This is a genomic window from Rhizobium rhizogenes NBRC 13257, from assembly GCF_000696095.1.
Lineage (GTDB): Bacteria > Pseudomonadota > Alphaproteobacteria > Rhizobiales > Rhizobiaceae > Rhizobium > Rhizobium rhizogenes.
Genome location: NZ_BAYX01000011.1, coordinates 15025 through 35751 on the forward strand (window position 1 = coordinate 15025; position 20727 = coordinate 35751).

The 20727-nt window shown below is 61.2% G+C and carries 19 protein-coding genes; 8 read left to right on the forward strand and 11 right to left on the reverse strand.

Annotation, left to right across the window (positions count from 1 at the left end; all coding sequences use genetic code 11):
* Position 1: 1 nt before the first annotated feature.
* The 6 genes from RRH01S_RS22865 to RRH01S_RS22890 all read left to right on the forward strand — a co-directional run bounded on the left by RRH01S_RS22865 (position 2) and on the right by RRH01S_RS22890 (position 7860).
* Positions 2-1681, forward strand: a complete 1680-nt coding sequence (locus tag RRH01S_RS22865; RefSeq protein ID WP_080705451.1) for an ABC transporter ATP-binding protein — start codon at positions 2-4, stop codon at positions 1679-1681.
* Between the two features lie 40 nt (positions 1682-1721).
* The gene (locus RRH01S_RS22870) at positions 1722-3074 is read left to right on the forward strand and encodes an aspartate aminotransferase family protein (protein ID WP_042474323.1); all 1353 of its coding nucleotides are present in this window, start codon (positions 1722-1724) and stop codon (positions 3072-3074) included.
* A 16-nt stretch (positions 3075-3090) separates the two neighbouring features.
* Positions 3091-4518 carry an amidase gene (locus RRH01S_RS22875; RefSeq protein ID WP_015917717.1) on the forward strand — a complete coding sequence of 476 codons (1428 nt, stop codon included), beginning with the start codon at positions 3091-3093 and terminating at the stop codon, positions 4516-4518.
* A 114-nt stretch (positions 4519-4632) separates the two neighbouring features.
* A complete protein-coding gene (locus RRH01S_RS22880; protein ID WP_052365227.1) occupies positions 4633-5709 on the forward strand; it encodes a phosphotransferase in 1077 nt (358 codons plus the stop codon).
* The gene (locus RRH01S_RS22885; protein WP_110924651.1) at positions 5706-7055 is read left to right on the forward strand and encodes an aspartate aminotransferase family protein; all 1350 of its coding nucleotides are present in this window, start codon (positions 5706-5708) and stop codon (positions 7053-7055) included. The genes RRH01S_RS22880 and RRH01S_RS22885 overlap by 4 nt, the downstream gene beginning before the upstream one ends.
* 58 nt (positions 7056-7113) lie before the next feature.
* Positions 7114-7860, forward strand: coding sequence for a GntR family transcriptional regulator (locus RRH01S_RS22890; RefSeq protein WP_007691532.1), 747 nt, complete (start codon positions 7114-7116; stop codon positions 7858-7860).
* 39 nt (positions 7861-7899) lie between these two features.
* Here RRH01S_RS22890 and RRH01S_RS22895 read toward each other — a convergent pair whose 3' ends face one another.
* The 3 genes from RRH01S_RS22895 to RRH01S_RS22905 form a co-directional block, all read right to left on the reverse strand.
* Positions 7900-8820, reverse strand: coding sequence for an ABC transporter permease (locus RRH01S_RS22895; RefSeq protein WP_034516155.1), 921 nt, complete (start codon positions 8818-8820; stop codon positions 7900-7902).
* Positions 8813-9823: an ABC transporter permease gene (locus RRH01S_RS22900; RefSeq protein WP_007691539.1), complete on the reverse strand. Its 1011-nt coding sequence runs from the start codon at positions 9821-9823 to the stop codon at positions 8813-8815. Before RRH01S_RS22900 ends, RRH01S_RS22895 begins: the two co-directional genes overlap by 8 nt.
* Before the next feature lie 74 nt (positions 9824-9897).
* On the reverse strand, positions 9898-11604 hold the full coding sequence (locus RRH01S_RS22905; RefSeq protein ID WP_007691542.1) for a peptide ABC transporter substrate-binding protein: 1707 nt from the start codon (positions 11602-11604) through the stop codon (positions 9898-9900).
* Positions 11605-11660: 56 nt separating this feature from the next.
* Here RRH01S_RS22905 and RRH01S_RS34205 point away from each other — a divergent pair, with 56 nt between their 5' ends.
* Entirely contained in the window at positions 11661-12110 is a 450-nt protein-coding gene (locus tag RRH01S_RS34205; protein WP_131596074.1) for a hypothetical protein, read from the forward strand.
* 119 nt (positions 12111-12229) lie between these two features.
* Entirely contained in the window at positions 12230-13393 is a 1164-nt protein-coding gene (locus RRH01S_RS22910; protein WP_034516151.1) for a M20 aminoacylase family protein, read from the forward strand.
* A gap of 45 nt (positions 13394-13438) precedes the next feature.
* Here RRH01S_RS22910 and RRH01S_RS22915 read toward each other — a convergent pair whose 3' ends face one another.
* From RRH01S_RS22915 to RRH01S_RS22950, 8 genes are read right to left on the reverse strand one after another with little or no spacing between them, the layout of a single operon-like run.
* Positions 13439-13810 (reverse strand): VOC family protein, encoded by a 372-nt coding sequence (locus RRH01S_RS22915; RefSeq protein ID WP_015917723.1) that lies wholly within the window; start codon positions 13808-13810, stop codon positions 13439-13441.
* 13 nt (positions 13811-13823) lie between these two features.
* Entirely contained in the window at positions 13824-14579 is a 756-nt protein-coding gene (locus RRH01S_RS22920; RefSeq protein WP_015917724.1) for an SDR family NAD(P)-dependent oxidoreductase, read from the reverse strand.
* 30 nt (positions 14580-14609) lie between these two features.
* On the reverse strand, positions 14610-15128 hold the full coding sequence (locus RRH01S_RS22925; RefSeq protein ID WP_007691551.1) for a flavin reductase family protein: 519 nt from the start codon (positions 15126-15128) through the stop codon (positions 14610-14612).
* Positions 15129-15130: 2 nt separating this feature from the next.
* The gene (locus RRH01S_RS22930; protein ID WP_015917726.1) at positions 15131-15847 is read right to left on the reverse strand and encodes an ABC transporter ATP-binding protein; all 717 of its coding nucleotides are present in this window, start codon (positions 15845-15847) and stop codon (positions 15131-15133) included.
* Positions 15844-16659 (reverse strand): ABC transporter ATP-binding protein, encoded by an 816-nt coding sequence (locus tag RRH01S_RS22935; protein WP_034516146.1) that lies wholly within the window; start codon positions 16657-16659, stop codon positions 15844-15846. Before RRH01S_RS22935 ends, RRH01S_RS22930 begins: the two co-directional genes overlap by 4 nt.
* On the reverse strand, positions 16652-18322 hold the full coding sequence (locus tag RRH01S_RS22940; protein ID WP_034516144.1) for a branched-chain amino acid ABC transporter permease: 1671 nt from the start codon (positions 18320-18322) through the stop codon (positions 16652-16654). The genes RRH01S_RS22935 and RRH01S_RS22940 overlap by 8 nt, the downstream gene beginning before the upstream one ends.
* 3 nt (positions 18323-18325) lie before the next feature.
* Positions 18326-19423, reverse strand: coding sequence for a branched-chain amino acid ABC transporter permease (locus RRH01S_RS22945; protein ID WP_007691559.1), 1098 nt, complete (start codon positions 19421-19423; stop codon positions 18326-18328).
* The gene (locus RRH01S_RS22950) at positions 19420-20661 is read right to left on the reverse strand and encodes a branched-chain amino acid ABC transporter substrate-binding protein (RefSeq protein ID WP_015917729.1); all 1242 of its coding nucleotides are present in this window, start codon (positions 20659-20661) and stop codon (positions 19420-19422) included. Before RRH01S_RS22950 ends, RRH01S_RS22945 begins: the two co-directional genes overlap by 4 nt.
* Positions 20662-20727: the final 66 nt, after the last annotated feature.

Below are 20727 nucleotides of genomic sequence, written 5' to 3' on the forward strand. Positions count from 1 at the left end.
CATGATGACCGAAGAGATATCTTTCGACATCGACATTCATCCGGACCGCATCGAGCGTGGCGAACCGGTGGTGCATATCGACCGGCTGAGCATCGCCCTGCCGGAAGGTGCTGACCGGCCCTATGCGGTGGATCGCGTCAGCTTCCGGCTGCATCCGGGGGAAATGTTGTGCGTCGTCGGCGAAAGCGGCTCAGGCAAGTCAATGTCGGCCAATGCGTTGATGGGACTCCTGCCCGAAACTGTTCGCGTCGCTCAAGGACGCATCCTGCTTGACGGCGCTGACCTCCTACAACTTCCCCCCGAGCAGCTTTACGGTATCCGTGGCCGCCGCGTGGCAATGATCTTCCAGGAACCGATGTCGGCGCTGAACCCGCTGATGAAGGTGTCGGCGCAAATCGAGGAAGTGTTCGAAGCGCACGGGCTGCTGAGTCCCAAGGAGCGCAAGGCGAAGGCGCTGGATCTGCTCACCGAGGTCGGCCTGCCGGATCCGATACGCGCGGCGGGCTCCTACCCATTTCAGCTTTCCGGCGGCCAGCGGCAACGCGTCATGATCGCCATGGCGCTGGCGCTGGAGCCGCAGGTGCTGATCGCCGACGAGCCCACGACCGCGCTCGACGTCACCACCCAGGCGCAGATATTGCAACTAATCCGCCGCCTGCAGACCGAGCGCAACATGGCGGTGATGTTCATCACCCATGATTTCGGCGTGGTGGCGGAGATCGCCGACTATGTCACCGTCATGCAACTCGGCCGCATCGTCGAGCAAGGCCCGGCGGAGGATGTGCTCTATTCGCCACGGCATCCCTATACGAGAAAGCTGATCGCCGCGATTCCGAAGCCGAGCGGCGGCAGCGCCTCGCAGCCGCAACGCGAAACGGTGCTGTCGGTCGAAAATCTCACCAAGACCTATCGCATGGGTGGCGGGCTGTTTTCGAAACAGAAATCCGTCGATGCGGTCAAGGGCGTAACCTTCACGCTGGGACGGGGAGAGACGCTCGGCATTGTCGGGGAAAGCGGCTCCGGCAAGTCATCGGTCGGGCGCTGTCTCGTACGGCTTCAGGACCCGGACAGCGGCCGCGTTCTGCTCGGCGGCAAAGACATGGCGCATCTGAAGGGCGCGGAGCTTCGCGCCATGCGCCGGCGCATGCAGATGATCTTCCAGGATCCGTTCTCGTCGCTCAATCCGCGCGAAAAAGTCGGGCGCATCATTGCCGATGGTCCGATTGCCTATGGCGAAAACGAGAAGAACGCGTTGTCGCGCGCCGCCGAACTGATGGAGTTGGTCGGCCTCGATCCGAAGAGCGCCAACCGCTTCCCGCATGAGTTCTCGGGCGGTCAGCGTCAGCGTATCGGCATCGCGCGGGCCTTGGCGCTGGAGCCGGAGATCATCATCGCCGACGAGGCGGTGTCTGCGCTCGACGTCTCCATCCAGGCGCAGGTGCTGGAGCTGCTGGGTAAGCTCAAGAAGGAGCTCGACCTGTCGCTGGTCTTCATCACCCACGACTTGCGCGTCGCCGCGCAAATCTGCGACCGTGTGATGGTGATGCAGAAGGGTCAGGTGGTCGAGCTTGGCACCGGCGCGGACATCTTTACCGCACCGAAACACGCCTACACCCAGAGCCTGATCGAGGCGATCCCCGGCCGAGACCGGGAATCGCAGATGATGTCAAAACGTGCTTGAATTTGAACGGACGGCTGAAACGTCCAAGGAGCCACTGCACATGCGTATCGTGTCCAATTCCATCGAAGGCAGGGACATCGCCTATCAGATGCATCCCAACGTCAATCTGCGCAAATATGAAAAAACCGGCGGTCTGGTGATCGAATCCGGCGACGGCATCTATGTCACCGATAATAACGGCAAACGCTACATCGAGGGCATGGCAGGGCTGTGGTCGGTGGCGCTCGGCTTCGGCGAGAAGCGCCTGGCAGACGTCGCCAAGGCCCAGATGGAGAAGCTGCCCTACTACCATACCTTCTCCTATAAGACGCACGGCCCTTCCATCGACCTTGCCGAACTGCTCATCAAGATCGCGCCGGTGCCGATGTCAAAGGTTCACTTCACCTCCTCCGGTTCGGAGGCCAACGATCTCGCCTGCAAGATGGTGTGGTATCGCTCCAACGCGCTCGGCAACAAGGACAAGAAGAAGATCATCGGCCGCATCAAGGGCTATCATGGCGTCACGATCGCCGCCGCCTCGATCACCGGCCTGCCGCGCAACCACGAAAGCTTCGACCTGCCGCTCGACCGGATGGTCCATACATCCTGCCCCTCCTATGTGCACTTCGGTAAGGACGGCGAAAGCGAAGCCGATTTCACAGCGCGCATCCTGAACGATCTGGAGGAATTGATCCTCAAGGAAGGCCCCGAGACCATCGCCGCCTTCTGGGGCGAACCCGTTATGGGTGCCGGCGGCGTTCTGGTTCCTCCGGCCGGCTACTGGGAAGGTGTTCAGGCGATCCTGAAGAAATACGATATCCTGCTGGTCGCCGACGAGGTGATCTGCGGCTTCGGCCGCACCGGCAAGATGTTTGCCTGTGAGACCTACAATATCAAGCCGGACGTGCTGATCGTTTCGAAGCAGATCTCGTCGTCCTACATGCCGCTTTCGGCGATCATCATGAACGACGCCTTCTATCAGCCGATTGCCGACGAATCCGAGCGCATCGGCGTGTTCGGCCATGGCTTCACGGCGTCGGGTCATCCGGTTGCGACGGCGGTCGGTCTTGAAAACTTGAAGATCATTCAGGAGCGCGATCTCGTCGGCAATGCCGCGCGGCTTGAGGAGAAATTTCTCGGCCGGCTTGCGGAGCTTGCAAAACACCCATTGGCGCATTCGTCACGTGGCGTCGGGCTGATCGGCGCGCTGGAGATCAAACCATGGAGCGACGCCAAGCCTGGCGATGCGGCCGCGGCCGTTTCGGCGGCCCTTGAGGAAGAGGGTGTGATCTCACGCAACATCGGCGAAGCGCTTTGCTTCTGCCCGCCACTGATCATTACCGCCGAGCAGATCGACGATATGTTCAATGCCGTCGGCCGCGCGCTCGACACGGTCGAAAAGACAAGAGCCTGATGGAGATTTGATAGTCATGGATACAGCGGTCAAAACAGATCTCGGCGAAATGAGTGCAGCGGAACTCTCCGCACTTTTCGCATCCGGACGAGCTTCCCCAGTGGAAGCAGCCAAGGCTTCGCTCGAACGTATCGAGCGCTTCAATCCGTCGGTCAATGCCTTTGCCTATGTCGTGCCGGAGATGGCTCTGGCAGCCGCCAGGGAATCGGAAGCTCGTTGGCAGAAAGGCGAACCGCTCAGCCCCATTGATGGCGCTCCGACAACCATCAAGGAGCTTACACCCGTCAAGGGCATTCCATGGCGGCGCGGCTCGGCGCTCGGCTCGAAGGAACCTTCCGACAAGGAATTCCTGATCATGAAGCGCCTGCGCGGCGCCGGCGTCACCATTCTCGGCACCACCACCTCGCCGGAATTCGGCTGGAAGGGCGTCACCCACGGCCCGGCATTCGGCAATACACTCAATCCATGGCGTACCGATCGTGCCTCCGGTGGGTCATCGGGCGGCGCGGCGGTTGCTGCCGCGCTCAATATGGGCGTGCTGCATGAGGGCTCCGACGGTGCCGGATCGATCCGCATTCCCGCATCTTTCTGCGGCGTCTTCGGCATCAAGCCGACCTATGGCTGGATACCGTCCGATACGCCCTCGCCGCTGTTCGAGCTTGCCCATCGCGGCCCGCTGACGCGCACCGTCGAGGACGCCGCGCTGTTCCTCAACGCCACCACCGGTCCGACAGCCGATGCCATGTATGGCTACTGCCCCACGCCCGTTCCGGACTGGCAGCAGGCCATAAAAGGCGCCGACCTCAAAGGGCTGAAGATCGGCTACAGCCGCAATCTTGGCTATGCCCAAGTCCAGCCGGATGTCGCCGCTGCGATCGAGCGGGCGGCATCCCGCCTGGCCGAGATGGGCGCCATTGTCGAGGAGATCGACCCCGGTTTCTCCAATCCGCAGGACGCGCTGCTGGCCCTCTGGTATGCGGCGGAAGCGCGGACGGTGGATCTTGCCAATCCGACCGAGGAACAGAAGAAGTTGATGGACCCCGGCCTTCTGCGCATTCACGCCAAGGGCAGCGCCTTGACCGCGATCGACTACGTGATCGCGGAACAGGTGCGTGCTGATCTCAAGGTGAGAATGGCGCGGTTCCATGAGACATATGATGCGCTGATGCTGCCCACCATGCCGACGACGGCGATCGAGGCCGGTGTCGATTTCCCTGGCGGCGTCGAAGGCAAGGATTGGTCGGATTGGTCACCCTTCACCTATCCCTTCAACATGACGGGACAGCCGGCCGTTTCGGTTCCCTGCGGCTTCGACGCGGACAGTCTGCCAATCGGGCTGCAATTCGTCGGCCCGCGCTACCGCGACGATATCGTGCTGAAACTCGCCGCCGCCTATCAGGCGGCCTTTCCCGAAAACCTCCCTTCGGCACCCCGCGCGCTGTAGTGGTATTTCAGCAGACAAACTTCCCCTTCATGATCGTGGAGAGGAAGGCCGGTCAGGCGCGGATGTGGGGCATCCGCGCCTGACCCAGAACGCACAAGAAAACAGAGGAAACCCATGTTAAGCAGTTCCACCCGCGATGCCGATATCGGTGCCGAACTGAAAACGGGCGCGGCGGCCGTGCCCGCCGATCAAGCCGAAGCCATCGCCCGTGACAAATACGGGCTGGACGGCCGTGTCGAATGGTTGTGGGGCGAAAAAGATTCGAATTATCGGCTGATGCTGGCGGACGGGCAGGAATATCTCTTCAAGGTTCTCAATCCCGCCGAAGATCCAGGCATGACCTCGATGCACAGCCAGGCGCTGCTGCATGTCGAGGCAGTCGATCCCGATATCCCCGTGCAGCGCATCATCCGCACGCTGGATGGCGAGGCGGACTTCCGCATGACTGACGCGGACGGTGGCACACGCGGCGTGCGGATGGTGACCTTCCTGCCGGGCATCGCCCAGAAGGCTGCACCGCATTCTCCAAGACAGCGCCGCAATGTCGGTGGGCTGCTGGCGCGCATGCAGATAGCACTTTCCAGCTTCACCCACCCGGCGGCCGGTCACCGCATCACATGGGATATGCAGCACGCCATCGGCATGCGCGATTTGCTGCCGGTCTTCTCCGATCCAGTGCAACGCCGCCGGCTGGAAGCGGCAATGGACAATTTCGAAAAACAGATCGTGCCCGTTATGGCCTCGCTCCCCGCGCAGGTGGTGCATAATGATTTCAACATGGAAAATATCCTCGTCGATTCCAAAACACCCGAGACGGTCAGCGGCATCATCGATTTCGGCGACATGGTGCATGCGCCCAGGGTGTTCGACGTCGCCGTCGGGGCGGCCTACCAGATGGGCGACGCCGCGAATCCAATCGAAGCGATCTGCGATTTCCTCGCGGAATATTCGACACTTATCAGCCTGACCGAGCAGGAGATTGCAGTGCTTTATCCCGCCATCCTCACCCGCATGGTCATGCGCCTTGCCATTCCACAGTGGCGAGCCGGGCTCTTCCCCGAGAACCGGGATTTCTATGTCCGCAACACCCCGACGGTCTGGGCACAGCTCGCCCGCCTCGATGCCATTCCGACCGAAACCGTCGTCGCGCGGCTTGCCGCGGCCTGCCAGCAAGGAAACCGGAAGCCATGACCTCGCCCAAAACCGCACCGACTGCTCCCAGCATGATCAACGGTTTCGACGCATCGAGGTTGGCCACCCTGCCCGAACGCGAACGCCGGATGGTGGAACGCCGCCAGGCATTGCTCGGGCCGTCCTACCGGCTGTTCTACGACAATCCGCTGCATGTGGTGCGCGCCGAGGGCGTGTGGCTCTATGACGCCGATGGCGAGGCGCATCTCGATGTCTACAACAACGTGCCCTCCGTCGGACATTGCCATCCACGCGTCGTGGAGGCGATCGCCAGGCAGGCGGCTGTCCTCAACACCCACACGCGGTATCTGGACGACACCATTCTCGACTATTCCGAGCGCTTGCTGGCCACCTTCCCGGATGAAATCGAGCGGGTAATGTACACCTGCACCGGCAGCGAGGCGGTCGATCTGGCCCTGCGCATTGCCCGCTACTATACCGGCGGAACGGGTATCATCATCACCGAGAACGCCTATCACGGCGTCACCGCCGCCGCCGTCGAGATTTCACCGTCGCTAGGCTCGGGCGTTCCCCTCGGTCCGCACGTCATCACGGTTCCCGCGCCGGATGCCTATCGCGCCGAAGGTCGGGATGTGGCGGACGCGCTTGCCGAGGACGTGAGCAAGGCAATCGCCTTCATGCGCCGCCACGGCATCCGCCCCGCCGCCTTCATCGCCGACAGTATTTTCTCGACGGACGGCATCCTGCCCGATCCGGCAGGCTTCCTGCAGAAGACGCTGGATGTGGTCCATGAGGCCGGTGCGCTTTATATCGCCGATGAGGTCCAGCCCGGCTTTGGCCGTACCGGCTCCCATATGTGGGGCTTCATGCGCCACGGGATCGTGCCGGACATTGTCGTGATGGGCAAGCCGATGGGCAATGGCATGCCGATTGCCGCCGCCGTGATGAAGGCTGAGATCCAGGAGCGGTTCGGCAAGGATGTTCGCTATTTCAACACCTTCGGCGCCAATCATGTCTCGATCGCCGCGGCCAGCGCCGTGCTGGACATCATCCGCGACGAGAAGCTGATGGAGAACGCCGCCACGACCGGCGAACATATGCTTGCCGGCATGCGGACGCTGCAAGGGAAGTTCGCCTGCATCGGCGATGTCCGAGGTGCGGGTCTGTTCCTCGGGCTGGAATTCGTCAAGGACCGCGACAGCCGCACGCCGGACAGCGCGCTGGCGCTTGCGGTCGTCAACGGACTTCGCGATCGCCGCGTACTGATCAGTGCTGCCGGAATCCATGGAAACGTCCTGAAAATCCGGCCGCCCTTGCCATTTTCGCGCAAACACGCCGATATCTTTCTGGAAACGCTGGAGAGCGTGCTTACAGACATTGTATGAAAGACCATACCGGGTTCCAGCCGGAGGATAAAATGCCAGGGAGAGGAGATCATTCCGGGTGAATGCGCGCATCAAGCGGCCTGAGTTACGGCCTGACGGCAACGGTCAGCCGAAAGCACAATGGGCCTACAACGTCATACGTGACGCCATCATCACCATGGCGCTCGAGCCTGGAACCATGCTGAGCGAAAAGGAGACCTGTGCGAAGCTCGGTATCTCCCGAACCCCCATGCGCGAGGCTGTGCTGCGGCTTGCTCAGGAGGGCCTCGTCAATGTCGTTCCGAGCGGCGGCACCTTCATCAGCAAGATCTCCGTTCGCGGCGTCATCGAAGGGCAGATCGTTCGCTCCAGCCTGGAGCTGCGAATGGTCCGCCTCGCCGCCAGGACCTATGATCCGGTCTTCGACAAGGATTTCGATCTCCTGATGTTTCTGCAGGGGGATGCTGCCAAGCGGCAGGACTACGACGAGGCCTTTTCCGTCGATAATGCCTTTCATCAGTTGGTCAGCAGGGCTGCGGGCTTTCCCAATGTCTGGCATACGATCCGCAACGCCACCGGCCAGCTCGACCGCGTCCGTCGCCGCGCCTATCCGAAGTCGGGTTATTTCGACGAGGTCGTGGAAGAGCACCGCGCTATCTACGAGGCCATCCGCGCACATAACGAGGACGAGGCATACAGGCTATTGCGTCAGCATCTCGACGATATCGAACAGGTCCTGGCTTTCGTCGTGGCGGAAGATCCGGGCATCGTCGTACAGGAAGAAAACGCCGGTATTCTCGACGCCCTGCTTACACCGAGGGGGTAGAGGCTGCTTCCACACAGCCTCTATAAGGTCTTCACCCCATCAGCTTTTCAGCATGCGCGGATCGAGCGCATCGCGGACTGCATCGCCGAGATAGTTGACGCTGAGGACCGTCAGCGAAATGGCAAGACCAGGCCACAGCACGCGGGACGGCGTGAGCTGCAGGAAGCTTGCGCCATCGAAAAGCAGACGTCCCCACGTGGGAAAGTCCGACGGGAAGCCGAGACCCAGAAAGCTCAGCGCGGATTCGGTGATGATCGCGGAGGCAATGCCGAGCGTTGCCGACACCATGATGGAGCTCATGACGTTCGGCAGGATATGCTTCAGGATGATCCGGTATTCCCGCATGCCGCTGCTTCTGGCCGCCATGACGAATTCCAGCCGCTTCACTGCCAGGACATCGCCTCGTACGATGCGGGCGGTGTGCATCCAGCTTGTGACGCCAATCACGAAGACAATCAGGATGAAAATTCCGGTTTCCGGGCCGAAATAGGCACGGAGGGTGTCGCGGAACAGCATGATGATGACCAGCAGCAGAGGCAGGAGCGGCAACGCCAAAAACAGGTCCGTCAGGCGCATGAGCGGTCCGTCGAGGCGTCGAAAATAACCTGAGAGGACGCCGACCAAGGTTCCGAGCAGAAGCGCCAGCAGCATGGCGGTGATGCCGACCGCCAGCGAGATGCGCCCGCCCGCCATCACCTGCGCCAGCATGTCATGGCCGAGATTATCGGTGCCGAAGGGGTGAAGGAGGGAGGGTCCCTGGTTCTTGGCACGGATGTCGATCTTGTTCGGATCGACGCTGTGGATGAGCGGGCCGACATAGACGACCAGCAGAATGAATATGAAAACGATCAGCCCCGCAAAACCACCCTTATGAGCCCGGAATTGCCGCCATGTGGCAGCCATGATCGAGCGTGGCGGCGCGGTCAAAGCCGTCGTCGGGATTGCTGTTATGTCAGTCATAACGGATCCTCGGGTCAAGAATGCCGTAGAGCACGTCGGCAATCAGATTGAAGAGAACGATCAGCACGGCGAAGATGAAGGTCAGGGTCTGAACCATCGGGATATCCCCGCCCTGCACGGCCACGATCAAAAGCTGGCCAAGGCCGTTCACCCGAAAGACCTGCTCGGTGATGATGGCGCCGGAGAAAATCGTCGGCACCCCAAGCGCGATGACGGTCACGACCGGTATCAGGCTGTTGCGCAGCACATGGACCAGAAGCACGGTCTTTTCCTTGACGCCTTTAGCGCGCGCGGTGCGGACATAATCCTGATGCAGGTTGTCGAGCATGGAGGCGCGCACGAAGCGGCTGATATGCGAGACGTTGTAGAGCGTCAGCACCATAACCGGCAGGAACATCTGCTTGACCTGTGCCACGAAGCTGGACCAGTCCGTCACGCGCAGATTAGTGTCATAGACCGATGGGAACCAGTGCAGATAGGAGCTGAAGACGACGATCAGCAGCACGCCGGTGAAGAAGGTCGGTACGGAATAACCGACCATGGAAATGAAGGTGCCGATCTGGTCGAAGATCGAATATTGCTTGTAGGCGGAGAGAACGCCGATCGGAATCGCCAGCAACACGCCGAAGAGGTAAGAGAGGCCCACCACCCACAGCGTTTGCGGCATGCGCTGGACGACAAGATCGACCACCGGGCTGCGTGTTGCCCATGAGAGCACCCGCAATCTGTGGCCATCGCCGAACTGCCAGCCGGTGATCTGTTCGAGAATATTCAGCGGCTCGTTGATGAAGAATTGATGCAGCCATCTGAGATAACGGATCAGGAAGGGCTGATCGAGACCAAGCGCTGCGCGGATCTGTTCGCGGACCTCCGGCGGGATCGTCAATGGCAGGTCGCCGGTCGGATTATTGGGCGCGAGGTCGAGAAGAGCAAAAATGACAAAACTAATAACGAGCAATGTCGGCACGGCAAAGAATAGCCGTCGCAGGGTAAAATTAAACATCGGAAAGTCTCCAGACCTTCAGGCGACGCAAAACGCCGGCTCCGTCTGAAAACGGAGCCGGCGATCGCTGCATCTTACTTCTTGCGGGACCAGTCAGCGACGTTCCAAAGTTCGGAATCCCAGCCGTTGATCTTGACGCCATCCAGGGTCACTGAGCGCGCCGAAACCTGGCCGCGGTAGATGAGCGGGATATGAGCCCCCTCTTCCGTCAGCATGTCATTGGCTTTCTTGGCGATTTCCGCGCGCTTGGCGAGATCGGCCGTCTTCGACAATTCAGTGACGAGCTTGTCATATTCCGGATTGCAGTAACGCGGCATGTTCTGCCCCTGCCAGCCATTCTCGGGAGCCGGGATCTTGTTGCACAGCCATTCCGCCAGATATTTTTCCGGGTCCGTGCCATCGAAGTTGTTGGTGTACATTTCCACGTCGGCATAGAATTTCTGGAACGTATCCGGGCTCGCCGGATCGCCGCCGAAGAAGACGGAGGCGCTGACATTGCGCAGTTCCGCAGCGACGCCGATCTGTGCCCACATGTCCTTGACGAGCGCCTGTGTGGCCTGACGCACCGAGTTGGTCGACGTCTGGTAGAGGAAGGAGAGCTTCACACCGTTCTTGGCGCGGATGCCGTCCGAACCCTTGACCCAGCCGGCCTCGTCCAGAAGCTTGTTGGCACCATCGACATCCGGCTTCAGGCACCAGTCGTTCGCCGTCGAGGCATAGACCTCGGGGCCGGGCACGATATTGCAGGTCGGCTTGCCGGCGGCGCCGTAACCGGTCTCGTTAATAACGTCGCGATCGATCGCCATCGACAATGCACGGCGAACGGCCGGGTCCGACAATGACGGATGCGGGCCGGCTTCCTTGGTCGAGCGCTTTTCGCCGAGCGACGGGTCGACGGCATAATGGTTGATGTTGATACGCTCGACCTGTGATCCGAAGGCCGTCACAAGCTCGCCCTTGCCGGCAGCCACCATGGTTGCGAGGATTTCCGGCTCGACCTGCATGTTCCAGGCATAGTCATATTCGCCGGTTTCAAGCACTGCGCGGGCCGCGGATACCGCATCGCCGCCGCCTTTGAGCGTTACCGTGGCGAAGGCAGGCTTGGCCGGATCACGGTAATTCTTGTTGGCCGTGAAGGTTATGACGTCGTTCGGCTTGAACTCCTTGACGACAAAGGGGCCGGTGCCGATCGGCCCGAAATTGGCGGATGTGCAGCCGGGTGCTGCGGCACCGACGCAATCCTTGAACTGCGCCTTCTGGATGATAGGCGACTGGCCGCCGACGAAAGCGCCATAGGGATAATATTTCGGCTCGGTGAAGGTCATCTTGACCGTGTGCGGATCCACAGCTTCCACCGACTTGATGCCTTCATACTGCGCCTTCTGCGCGCAACCGCCATCCGGCGCCGTGCAATATTTCCATGTGAACACCACGTCGTCGGCCGTGAAGTCGGTGCCATCAGACCATTTGAGGCCTGGCTTCAACTTCCAGACCATGCTCGTCATATCCGCCGAGATGCCGCCATTTTCCAACGTAGGGATCTCCGTCACCAGTGTCGGAACGAGCTTGCCCGTTTCGTCGTAGCGGGCCAGCGGTTCGATGACCATGGACGAGCTGTAGACTTCCTTGGTGCCGCCAGAGAGATATGGATTGAGCGTCGAAACAGCCTGCCAGAACAGGATCTTCAGCTCACCATCGCTGCCACGTTCCGCATGGGCGGCGGAGCCTGCCATGGCGAATGCCGCAACCACGCTGGCAAGAAGGATATTGCGTCTCTTCATCTTGATTTCCCCTATGTGATTTTTGTGTGTTGAATGATCGAGGCGGCATATCCCATATGCCGCTTCGCGAAGGCTCAGTTCCGAATGCGCCCATCCGCCGAAAGATGGCTTGTCGGGGCGCGAATTCGCGCAATCGAGAGCATGGCATCGACCCGCCACTGGCCGACATCGCGCCGCTCACTGATTTCACTTGTCATGATGGAATGAGACGGAGAGGCTTTGGGCGACAGAGGCTGTCGGCAGCGCCGGAAGGCGACCTGGGCGATCGGTTTGGCGACCCTACAGGGCTTTGCACCCCTTGGTCGTCCCGACCGATTCAGGCACAAGCCATCCGCGACCACCAGCGGATCTTCGCAAATCGACAGAATAATAACCTCCTGAAATTGCTCAGTTCTTTTCAATCAGAACTCAACCATTTATGCGTGCAGGAATTCTCTCCAGCCGCCGCCCGCTATTATTGTTCCCGTTTGTCGGCACTCGCGTCAAAGGCGATGCTCAAATTTTGAGCCATCTAAGCACAGGCCTATTTTTCGTTCAAGAATGAAAGTTGAAGCTTGCAAAATCAGATTTGCGAAGCGCAATATACCGCCATATCCCCTAGACCCGGACGAGCGAGGACGAGAGAATGCCGATATTGAACCGTGCCGCCGAGATGCAGGAAGAAGTCGCCGGCTGGCGCCGCCATTTGCATGAGACGCCGGAGTTGCTCTACGATGTCTATGAGACATCGAGCTTCGTCGCGGAGAAGTTGAAAGCATTCGGCTGCGACGTCGTGGAAACCGGCCTCGGCAAGACCGGCGTGGTCGGCATCATCAAGGGCAGGCATGGTGACGGGCCGACGATCGGCTTCCGCGCCGACATGGACGCGCTGCCGATCACCGAAACCAGCGGCAAACCATGGGCGTCGAAAGTGCCCGGCAAGGCGCATTCCTGCGGCCATGACGGTCACACAGCCATGCTTCTGGGGGCTGCCCAATATCTAGCGGAGACCCGCAATTTCAGAGGCTCGGTCGCTGTGATCTTTCAGCCGGCCGAAGAAGGCGGCGCTGGTGCCCTGGCCATGCTCGATGACGGCATGATGGACAAGTTCAGCATCAGTGAAGTCTACGGCATGCACAATTCGCCCGGCATCCCGGTCGGCAGTTTTGCGATCCGCAAGGGGTCGCTTATGGCCGCTGCCGACAGTTTCGAAATCACGATCAACGGCAATGGCAGCCATGCCGCCGCGCCGCATCTCTCGATCGATCCGGTGCTGGCATCCGCCCATGTGGTGATTGCCCTGCAGTCGATTGTCTCGCGCGGAATGGATCCGCTGAAATCGCTGGTCATCTCGGTGACCACGACGCATGGCGGCACGGCCCATAACGTCATTCCGAGTTTTGTCACCCTGACGGGAACGGTGCGCACGCTTCTTCCCGAAACGCGCGACTTCGCCGAAAAGCGCCTCAAGGAAGTGGCGCAGGCGACCGCGATGGCGCATGGCGCGACGGCGGACGTCAACTACCATCGCGGCTATCCGGTCACCGTCAATCACGACAACGAAACGGAATTCGCAATCGGCGTCGCGGGCTCGGTTGCGGGCACCTCCGCCATCGAGGCCAACACCGCGCCGCGCATGGGAGCGGAGGACTTCTCCTACATGCTGGAATCGCGCCCCGGCGCCTTCATCTTCATTGGCAATGGCGACACCGCCGGCCTTCACCATCCGGCTTACGATTTCAACGACGACGTGCTGCCCTATGGCATCAGCTATTGGGTGACGATGGCCGAAAAAGCCCTCGCGGCATGATGCTGTAGCGCCGGCGGCGAAAGCACATCGGAAAGGCGAGCGCTATCAGACTTGCGGCGCTTTCTCGAACAGTTGAACGAGATGGCCGTCGGGATCGCGAAGGGTCAGTACGCGACCATGCGATCCCATATCGCGGAATTCCAGCACCTCCACGCCACTTGCGGCGAGCTTTTGCCTTCGGTCATCCATGTCATCGATCTCGAAGACCGGAATGGCACCTGATGGGCTGCCTTGTAGTCCAGCGGGATATTCCTCGATCGCCCCAATGGCAAAATTCGTGCCGCCGGCGGTAAACTGTACCCAGCGGCTACCGTCGGCGAATTTTACCTCCAGCCCCAATAGGTGCTCGTAGAAATCCCTGGTCGCCGCGACATCTCCTGCGACCAGCCATGTATTCTGCAGACGTTTTACAGGCATCGTCCCTCCCGCTTCAGTAGACTGTCCAGCCTGCATCGGCGACAATGCAGGCTCCGTTGATATAGGCGGCATCTTCCGAGGCCAGAAACACGGCGACGGGCGCGATGTCGTCCCCCGTCGCCTGCCGCGGCCGGGTCGGCAACCCCTTCTTTCTCAGCTCCCATCCCGATGGAGACGGTTCGCTGCCCGATGCAATATTGGTTTTCACCGACCCCGGCGCAATGCCGTTGCAGCGTATGCCGCGATCGCCATAGGCCGCTGCCACCGAACGGGTAAGGCCAAGAACGCCGTGTTTCGTGGCCGTATAGGCAAATCCTGCCCTTCCCCCTTGGAAACTTGCGATGGAGCAGGTGTTGACGAAGATGCCGGCGCCACGCTGTAACATGCCTGACAGCGCGGCACGGGTGACCAGGAACGGGCCGGTAAGGTTGACATCAAGCACATGCTGCCAAAGAGCATCGTCAGTTTCGTCGACGGGCGCCATGCGGTCGAGCACGCCGGCATTGTTGCAAATCACCTCGGGCGGACCGAAACGGGCTTCCACCGCCGCCAGCATGCCGGCAATCGGTTCCGGTTTGCTGACATCCGCAACGTGGGTTGCAAAGCTTTCCGGTGCGTCGATGATCGCCGCCGTCTCCTCCAGCCTTTCGGCGCAGAGATCGGCGGCGAAGACCCGGGCGCCAGCCGTCACGAAGGCCTGTGCCATTGCCCGGCCAATGCCGGACCCGGCGCCGGTGATGATTGCCACTTTCCCATCCAGACGCGTCATGAGGTCAAGCTCCCTATTCAATTTAATCGATCATGCGCCGTAAAAACTGCCGGCGCGATAGATCAGTCCGGGGCGGCCGGGCTGCACGCGCGCGGCAACCACCGAGCCGATGAAAATGGTGTGGCTACCCCAATCGAGAGTTCCGGCCGTGCGGCAATCGAAGACCGCAAGCGCATCGGCAAGCGCCGGTGCGCCGGTCCGCATGTTATGCCAATCGCCGAGATCGAAGCGTCTTTCGCCACGAATTCCGTCGCGTCCGGCAAAGCGGCTGGCGACCTCGCTTTGTTCGGCCGCCAGCACATTGACGCAGAAGAAGCCGCTCTCGCAGATCGCCTTGTACCCGTCGGAACTGCGATTGATGCAGGCAAGCAGCGTCGACGGTTCGGCGGAAAGCGAACAGACGGCGGTTGCCGTCAAACCACGCTTTCCGTCCTTCGAAAGCGTGGTGACGACGGTGACGCCGGCGGCGAATTCGCGCATGGCGGCACGAAAATCGTCCGCGGCCACGGGCGGGTCGATACAGCTATTTGCCGCCGATCCGAATGACATGTTCATTTCTCCTCTCCCAAATAGGCACTGCGCACGCGGGAATGGTTGAGCAGCTCCTCACCCGAACCCGAAAGCGTAACCTCGCCGGTCTCCAGCACGAAGGCATGATCGGCAATCTCGAGCGCACGGTAAGCATTCTGTTCCACCAGCAGCACCGTCACACCCTGGCGATTGATGCTCTGCACCGCATCCAGAACGGTATCGACGATCTGCGGCGCAAGGCCCATCGTCGGCTCGTCCAGCAGCAGCACGCCGGGCTTGGTCATCATGGCGCGTCCCATCGCAACCATCTGCTGTTCCCCACCCGACAGCGTGCCGGCAATCTGACGCCGCCGCTCGGCAAGGCGCGGGAAGAGCTCGAGTATTTCGTCCAGATCCTGCTTGCGTCCCGTCTTGTCCTTGCGTGCGAAGCCGCCGATCTCAAGATTTTCAAACACCGTCATGCGCCCAAAGAGGCGGCGCCCTTCCGGGACCTGCGCAAGACCTTCGCGCACCCGCAAATGCGGCGGGAGTGCCGTGATGTCCTCCCCGTCGAGGAATACGGAGCCGGATCGCACATCCCGCAAGCCGCAAAGCGCATTGAGGATCGTGGTCTTGCCGGCGCCGTTCGCGCCGACGATGGTGGCGATGGTGCCGGCTGCGACCCGGAAGCTCGCATCGCGCACGGCAGCGATCTCACCATAAGCGACAGTCAGGTTTCTGACTTCGAGGGATTTCATTCGACGGCCACCTTCCTGTCCGCTTGCGGCGCCCGGACGCGGCGACTGCCGAGATAGGCTGATATCACCCGCTCGTCCGCCTGGATTTCCGATGGCGTCCCTTCCATCAGCACTGTGCCGCGATCGACGACGGTGATGCGCTCGGCAACCGCCATCACCACCTTCATGTGATGCTCGATCAGGATGACGGTAATACCGAGCCGGCTCCGGATTCGCTCGATAAGCTCCACGAGGGCCACACCTTCCGACGGGTTCATGCCCGCCGCCGGCTCATCGAGCATCAGAAGCCGTGGACCGGCAACGATCGCCCGGGCAATTTCCAGCCGCCGCTGGTCGCCATAGGAGAGATGCCGGGCAAGCTCGTTCGCCCTGTTTTCAATGCCCGTGAAGGAGAGGATTTCATGGGCCTTCTCTCTCGCCTCGCGTTCTTCCCTCCGATATCGCGGCGTGCCGACAACGGCCTGCCATATCGGGCAGGACAACCGGCGATGCAGCCCAACCAGAACATTGTCCACCGCCGTCATATCCGGAAACAACCGGACGTTCTGATAGGTACGGGCAATGCCGTATCGCGCCACGCGATGAGCAGGAAGACCATCGATCCGCTCGCCGGCAAGATGGATGGTCCCGGCGGTGGGTTTGACGAAGGCGGTGATGCAGTTGAATAACGAAGTCTTGCCCGCGCCGTTTGGCCCGATGATGGCATGGATGCTGCCGGCGGCAATGCTCAGATGAACGTTGTTGACCGCGTGCAGGCCGCCGAAGCTTTTATAGAGGCCGTCGACTTCCAGAAGCTTATCCACGTCAGCCATGGGCGGCCCCCTTTCTGGCGGAAGCAACCTTAACCGGCCACAGCCCCTCGGCACGGACATGCATCATCACAACGAGCGCCAGACCATAGAAGAGATAGCGGAATTCGCCGAACTCACGCAGAAGTTCCGGCAGGCCGATCAAGACGGCCGCGCCCACCAGAACGCCGGGCAGGCTGCCGAGCCCGCCGATGACGAGGATCGCCAGCACATTGATCGATACCAGAAGCTGGAACGAAGACGGGAAGACCGAACCGATCAGCACAGCGAAGACGGCGCCGGCTGCCCCTGCAAAAGCGGCCCCTACCGTATAGGCGACCAGTTTCGAAGCGACCGGATCGATCCCGAGTGCCTGCGCGACATCCTCATCCTCGCGTAGGGCGAGCCAGGCCCTGCCGATGCGCGAGCGCTGAAGCCGCCAGGAAATGAAGGCGACCACGGCGGCAAGCGCCAGCGCCAGGTAATAGAGCTCGGTGGGTTGGTTCAGCACGATGTCACCGAGCATGGGCCGCTTGATGCCGATCACGCCTTGCGAACCGCCAAGGATCGGCGCCAGGGCGTCCGAGAGAACGAGAACCCGGACGATTTCGCCAAGGCCGAGGGTGGCCATGGCCAGATAGTCGCCGCGCACGCGCAGCACCGGCAGACCGAATAGGAAGCCGGCCGTGGCGGCCAAGCCGATCGCAATCGGCATGGCCAGCCAGAAGGAGATGTCGGCGATCGCCAGCGGTCCGTCGGAGCAGAGCAGTGCGATCGTATAGGCACCGACCGCAAAGAAGGCGACGAAGCCAAGATCGACAAGGCCGGCAAGCCCGAGTTCGATGTTGAGCCCCATGCCCATCAGCATGTAAAGCGCGACCAGCATGGCGATCTGCGCCACGAAATCGCTGGTGATCATCGGCAGCAGCAGAACCGCGACCAGGAGTGCCGCAAGCCCAAGCCGCGATTGGCCGTTGCGCGGAGACGCTGGCCGCAAGGACCTCATGTAGGACATCAGCGCGGCAGCTACGATGAGGACGCCGCAGGCCAGCGGATTGAGCCCCATGGATCCGAATGCCGCGCGAGCAAGCGAGACGCCGCCCGGAAGATTTTGTATCGTCGCGACGAGAACGTCGCGAAACAGTCCAGCGATAAGCGCCGTTGCAAGGCCCGTCAGGATTGCGCGGCGCAGGTTTCTACCCTGTTGAGCTAGTCCTGCTCCGGCAAGGGCGAAGACCAGAGCGCCCGCCAGAATGGCGGCGAAGGACTGCCACGATGCCCTCGCGAAACCGAAGCTCATGGCATTCAACAGCATAGGACTAGCAGCCACCAGGATCGTGCGGATATTGGTCGTCGCGACCAGGGCCAGCATGAGAATGAGGCAAATGGCGGCGATGAGACCGGCGACTGCGCCCCAGGCAAATTTGGGCGCTTTGGATAGGCCGATTTCGTCCGCGGCCCTCGCGCCGCAATAGCCGGCGACGCATGCCGTGACCGCGAGCACGATCTGCGAGAGGGTGAGCGTGTCTTCGACGATGAAGCGCTTGTCCATGAGGACATAGGCGCCGATCAGCGCGAAAGCCACGGCCGAAAGACCGGCGAGCACACCGATGCGCAAGGCTTCTCGCGCCGCGCTCCGGCGTTTGCGCACAAGCCTGTAGGATGAAGTGACGACGTTGAAGGACATGGGTCAGGCCCTCTTCGCGGCAAGCCGCTCGCCAAGCAGGCCCTGCGGCCTGAAGATGAGAATGAGCACCAGCATGCCGTAGCCGATCACATCCTTGAGCTGGTAAGGCGCGGGCAGGCCGTATCCTTCCAGCAGGAGCGCCGGCCCGAGCGCCTCGGCAAGCCCGAGAACCAGGCCGCCGAGCATGGCGCCGCCAAGATTGCCGATACCGCCGAGGATCGCGGCCGCAAAGCCCTTGATGCCGAGCGAAAAGCCGATGAAGACGGTGATCTGCTTGAAGACCAGCGCGTAGAGAACGCCGGCAACACCGGCCATCGCACCGCCGATCGCAAAAGTGAAGACGATGGTGCGGGAGACATCGATCCCGACCAGGGCCGCCGCGTCGCGATCTTCGGAAACCGCGCGCATCGCCTTGCCGAGGGGAGTGAGGCGAACCACGGCGGCCAGGCCGGCGAGCGCGATCGCCGCAAAGACAAACGCAACGATCTGCGGAATGGGGATGACGAGGCCGGCAAGGTTGACCGTTCCCTCCATCCAGCCAAAGGACGGATAGGCGCGATTGCGGGTGCCGAACAATCCACGGGCACCATATTGCAGCACGAAGGACAGGCCGATCGCGCAGATCAGCGGCGCGAGCGAGCGGACGTGCAGAAACGGCCGGTAGGCAATACGCTCGATGGTCATGGACACCGCCGCCCCGGTTCCCATGGCGACCGCCAGCACGATGGGCAGCGCCAAAAGCGGCGCGGCACTGGTCAGGCCGGCATCTGCCAGCGCCAGCGCCGCGAACAGACCGGCAAAGGAACCGATCATCATCACATCGCCATGCGCGAAGTTGATCATCCTCAGTATCCCGTAGACCATGGTGTAGCCGAGCGCGATCAGGGCGTAGACACTACCGATCGTCAGCCCGAAGACCACGAAAGAGACGAAATTGGTGAGAGAGTAGGTGCCGGCGGTCACTCCGCCGGCAAGCCCCACCAAGACGACCACCGCCACTGCAATACGGATGGCGAGCATGAGATGATCGACCCAAATCGATCTGCGCAGCCATTCCGATATCCCGTCGCTGATCGTCACGGAGACGGCGCGCGCGTTCATGGGTAGATCCGCTTGGGGTTTTCGCCGGGCGCGAAGGATGAGGCATCGTCGCTGACGAATTGCCACACAGCATAGGTTGCAGCGCTGCAATCGCCATAGGCATTGCATGAGAGCATACCGGTCAGCCCAGGCACGTTCTTCGAGGCCATCATGGCGTCGTGCAGAGCCTTGCGGCCGATGTAGAGATTGCCCTCAGCATCGGTTTTCGCCGCCGTCTTGATCGCATCCAGCGTCAGCAGCGTGGCGTCATAACCATAGGCGCTGAAACCGCCGGTGGGCGCTTCGCCATACTCATCCTTGAACTTCTTCACGAAGACCGGAAACCGTTCCGAGAAGAGTTCGGTCGACGGTCCCACAAGACGAAAGCCGACAATATCCTTGCCCGCCGCCTCGATAACATTGGCGCTGAAGACGCCTTCGCCGCCGATCACCGTCGTCTTGGCAAGATCCGGCACTTCCGGAAGCTGGCGCAGAATGAAGCCGATGCTAGAGGTAAAGACTGGGGTGAAGATCAGGTCAGGCTTCTTGGTAGAGATGCGCGTCAGCACCGGACGCATGTCGGTATCGGTCGGGGAGATCGCTTCGCTGGCGACGACGATACCGCCCTTGGCGGTGAAATCCTTCTCGAAAGCCCTCACCAGCTGTTCGGTATAAGGGCTGCCGTCATGGATCGTGGCGACCGTCTTCAAACCGAGCTTCGAGACGGCGTAATCGACAGTGAAGGAGGCGCTCAGAAGGTCGTTCGGCACGACGCGCAGGAAACCCTTGAACTCGGCCGGGCGATCCGCCGCGGTCAATGCCGGAGCGGTCGCACCGATGCCGACGCTCGGGATCCCGGCATTGGCGAGGATTGGAAGGCCGGCTCGCGCGCCGCTCGAGCAGGTCGGGCCGACAACGGCGATAATCTGCTTGTTGCCGGCAAGCTTGGTGGCGGCGGTCTGCCCGCCCTCGGCGGTGCATTGGGCGTCTTCACCGAGAAGCTTCACCGGGAAATCCAGCACCTTGCCGCCCTGATCCGCGATGGCGATTTCCGCCCCGCGCAATTCGTCGATACCCTGGTTGGTGTCGCCGCCCGATTGCGAGGTGTAGCCGCCAATCAGGATGGGATCTCCCTTGGCGATTTTCACGACGCCGATATCGTCGGTCACGGGACCCAGCGTTTCGGCGGAAGATGAAGATACAATGGTCGTCATGAGCAGTGTCGTAAGCGACACCACTGCTGCGAATTCTTTCAACATGTCGTTTCCCTCTGGTTCGATTGTCCCCGTGAGCGTCGTTGCGTTCACGTCATCTGCTGAAATTCC

What these genes read in the sequence shown, in the direction of transcription:
- RRH01S_RS22865 (WP_080705451.1), top strand. Translation starts at nt 2, where the DNA reads ATGATGACCGAAGAGATATCTTTCGACATCGACATTCATCCGGACCGC.
- RRH01S_RS22870 (WP_042474323.1), top strand. Translation starts at nt 1,722, where the DNA reads ATGCGTATCGTGTCCAATTCCATCGAAGGCAGGGACATCGCCTATCAG.
- RRH01S_RS22875 (WP_015917717.1), top strand. Translation starts at nt 3,091, where the DNA reads ATGGATACAGCGGTCAAAACAGATCTCGGCGAAATGAGTGCAGCGGAA.
- RRH01S_RS22880 (WP_052365227.1), top strand. Translation starts at nt 4,633, where the DNA reads ATGTTAAGCAGTTCCACCCGCGATGCCGATATCGGTGCCGAACTGAAA.
- RRH01S_RS22885 (WP_110924651.1), top strand. Translation starts at nt 5,706, where the DNA reads ATGACCTCGCCCAAAACCGCACCGACTGCTCCCAGCATGATCAACGGT.
- RRH01S_RS22895 (WP_034516155.1), bottom strand. Translation starts at nt 8,820, where the DNA reads ATGACTGACATAACAGCAATCCCGACGACGGCTTTGACCGCGCCGCCA.
- RRH01S_RS22900 (WP_007691539.1), bottom strand. Translation starts at nt 9,823, where the DNA reads ATGTTTAATTTTACCCTGCGACGGCTATTCTTTGCCGTGCCGACATTG.
- RRH01S_RS22905 (WP_007691542.1), bottom strand. Translation starts at nt 11,604, where the DNA reads ATGAAGAGACGCAATATCCTTCTTGCCAGCGTGGTTGCGGCATTCGCC.
- RRH01S_RS34205 (WP_131596074.1), top strand. Translation starts at nt 11,661, where the DNA reads ATGCCGCTTCGCGAAGGCTCAGTTCCGAATGCGCCCATCCGCCGAAAG.
- RRH01S_RS22910 (WP_034516151.1), top strand. Translation starts at nt 12,230, where the DNA reads ATGCCGATATTGAACCGTGCCGCCGAGATGCAGGAAGAAGTCGCCGGC.
- RRH01S_RS22915 (WP_015917723.1), bottom strand. Translation starts at nt 13,810, where the DNA reads ATGCCTGTAAAACGTCTGCAGAATACATGGCTGGTCGCAGGAGATGTC.
- RRH01S_RS22920 (WP_015917724.1), bottom strand. Translation starts at nt 14,579, where the DNA reads ATGACGCGTCTGGATGGGAAAGTGGCAATCATCACCGGCGCCGGGTCC.
- RRH01S_RS22925 (WP_007691551.1), bottom strand. Translation starts at nt 15,128, where the DNA reads ATGTCATTCGGATCGGCGGCAAATAGCTGTATCGACCCGCCCGTGGCC.
- RRH01S_RS22930 (WP_015917726.1), bottom strand. Translation starts at nt 15,847, where the DNA reads ATGAAATCCCTCGAAGTCAGAAACCTGACTGTCGCTTATGGTGAGATC.
- RRH01S_RS22935 (WP_034516146.1), bottom strand. Translation starts at nt 16,659, where the DNA reads ATGGCTGACGTGGATAAGCTTCTGGAAGTCGACGGCCTCTATAAAAGC.
- RRH01S_RS22940 (WP_034516144.1), bottom strand. Translation starts at nt 18,322, where the DNA reads ATGTCCTTCAACGTCGTCACTTCATCCTACAGGCTTGTGCGCAAACGC.
- RRH01S_RS22945 (WP_007691559.1), bottom strand. Translation starts at nt 19,423, where the DNA reads ATGAACGCGCGCGCCGTCTCCGTGACGATCAGCGACGGGATATCGGAA.
- RRH01S_RS22950 (WP_015917729.1), bottom strand. Translation starts at nt 20,661, where the DNA reads ATGTTGAAAGAATTCGCAGCAGTGGTGTCGCTTACGACACTGCTCATG.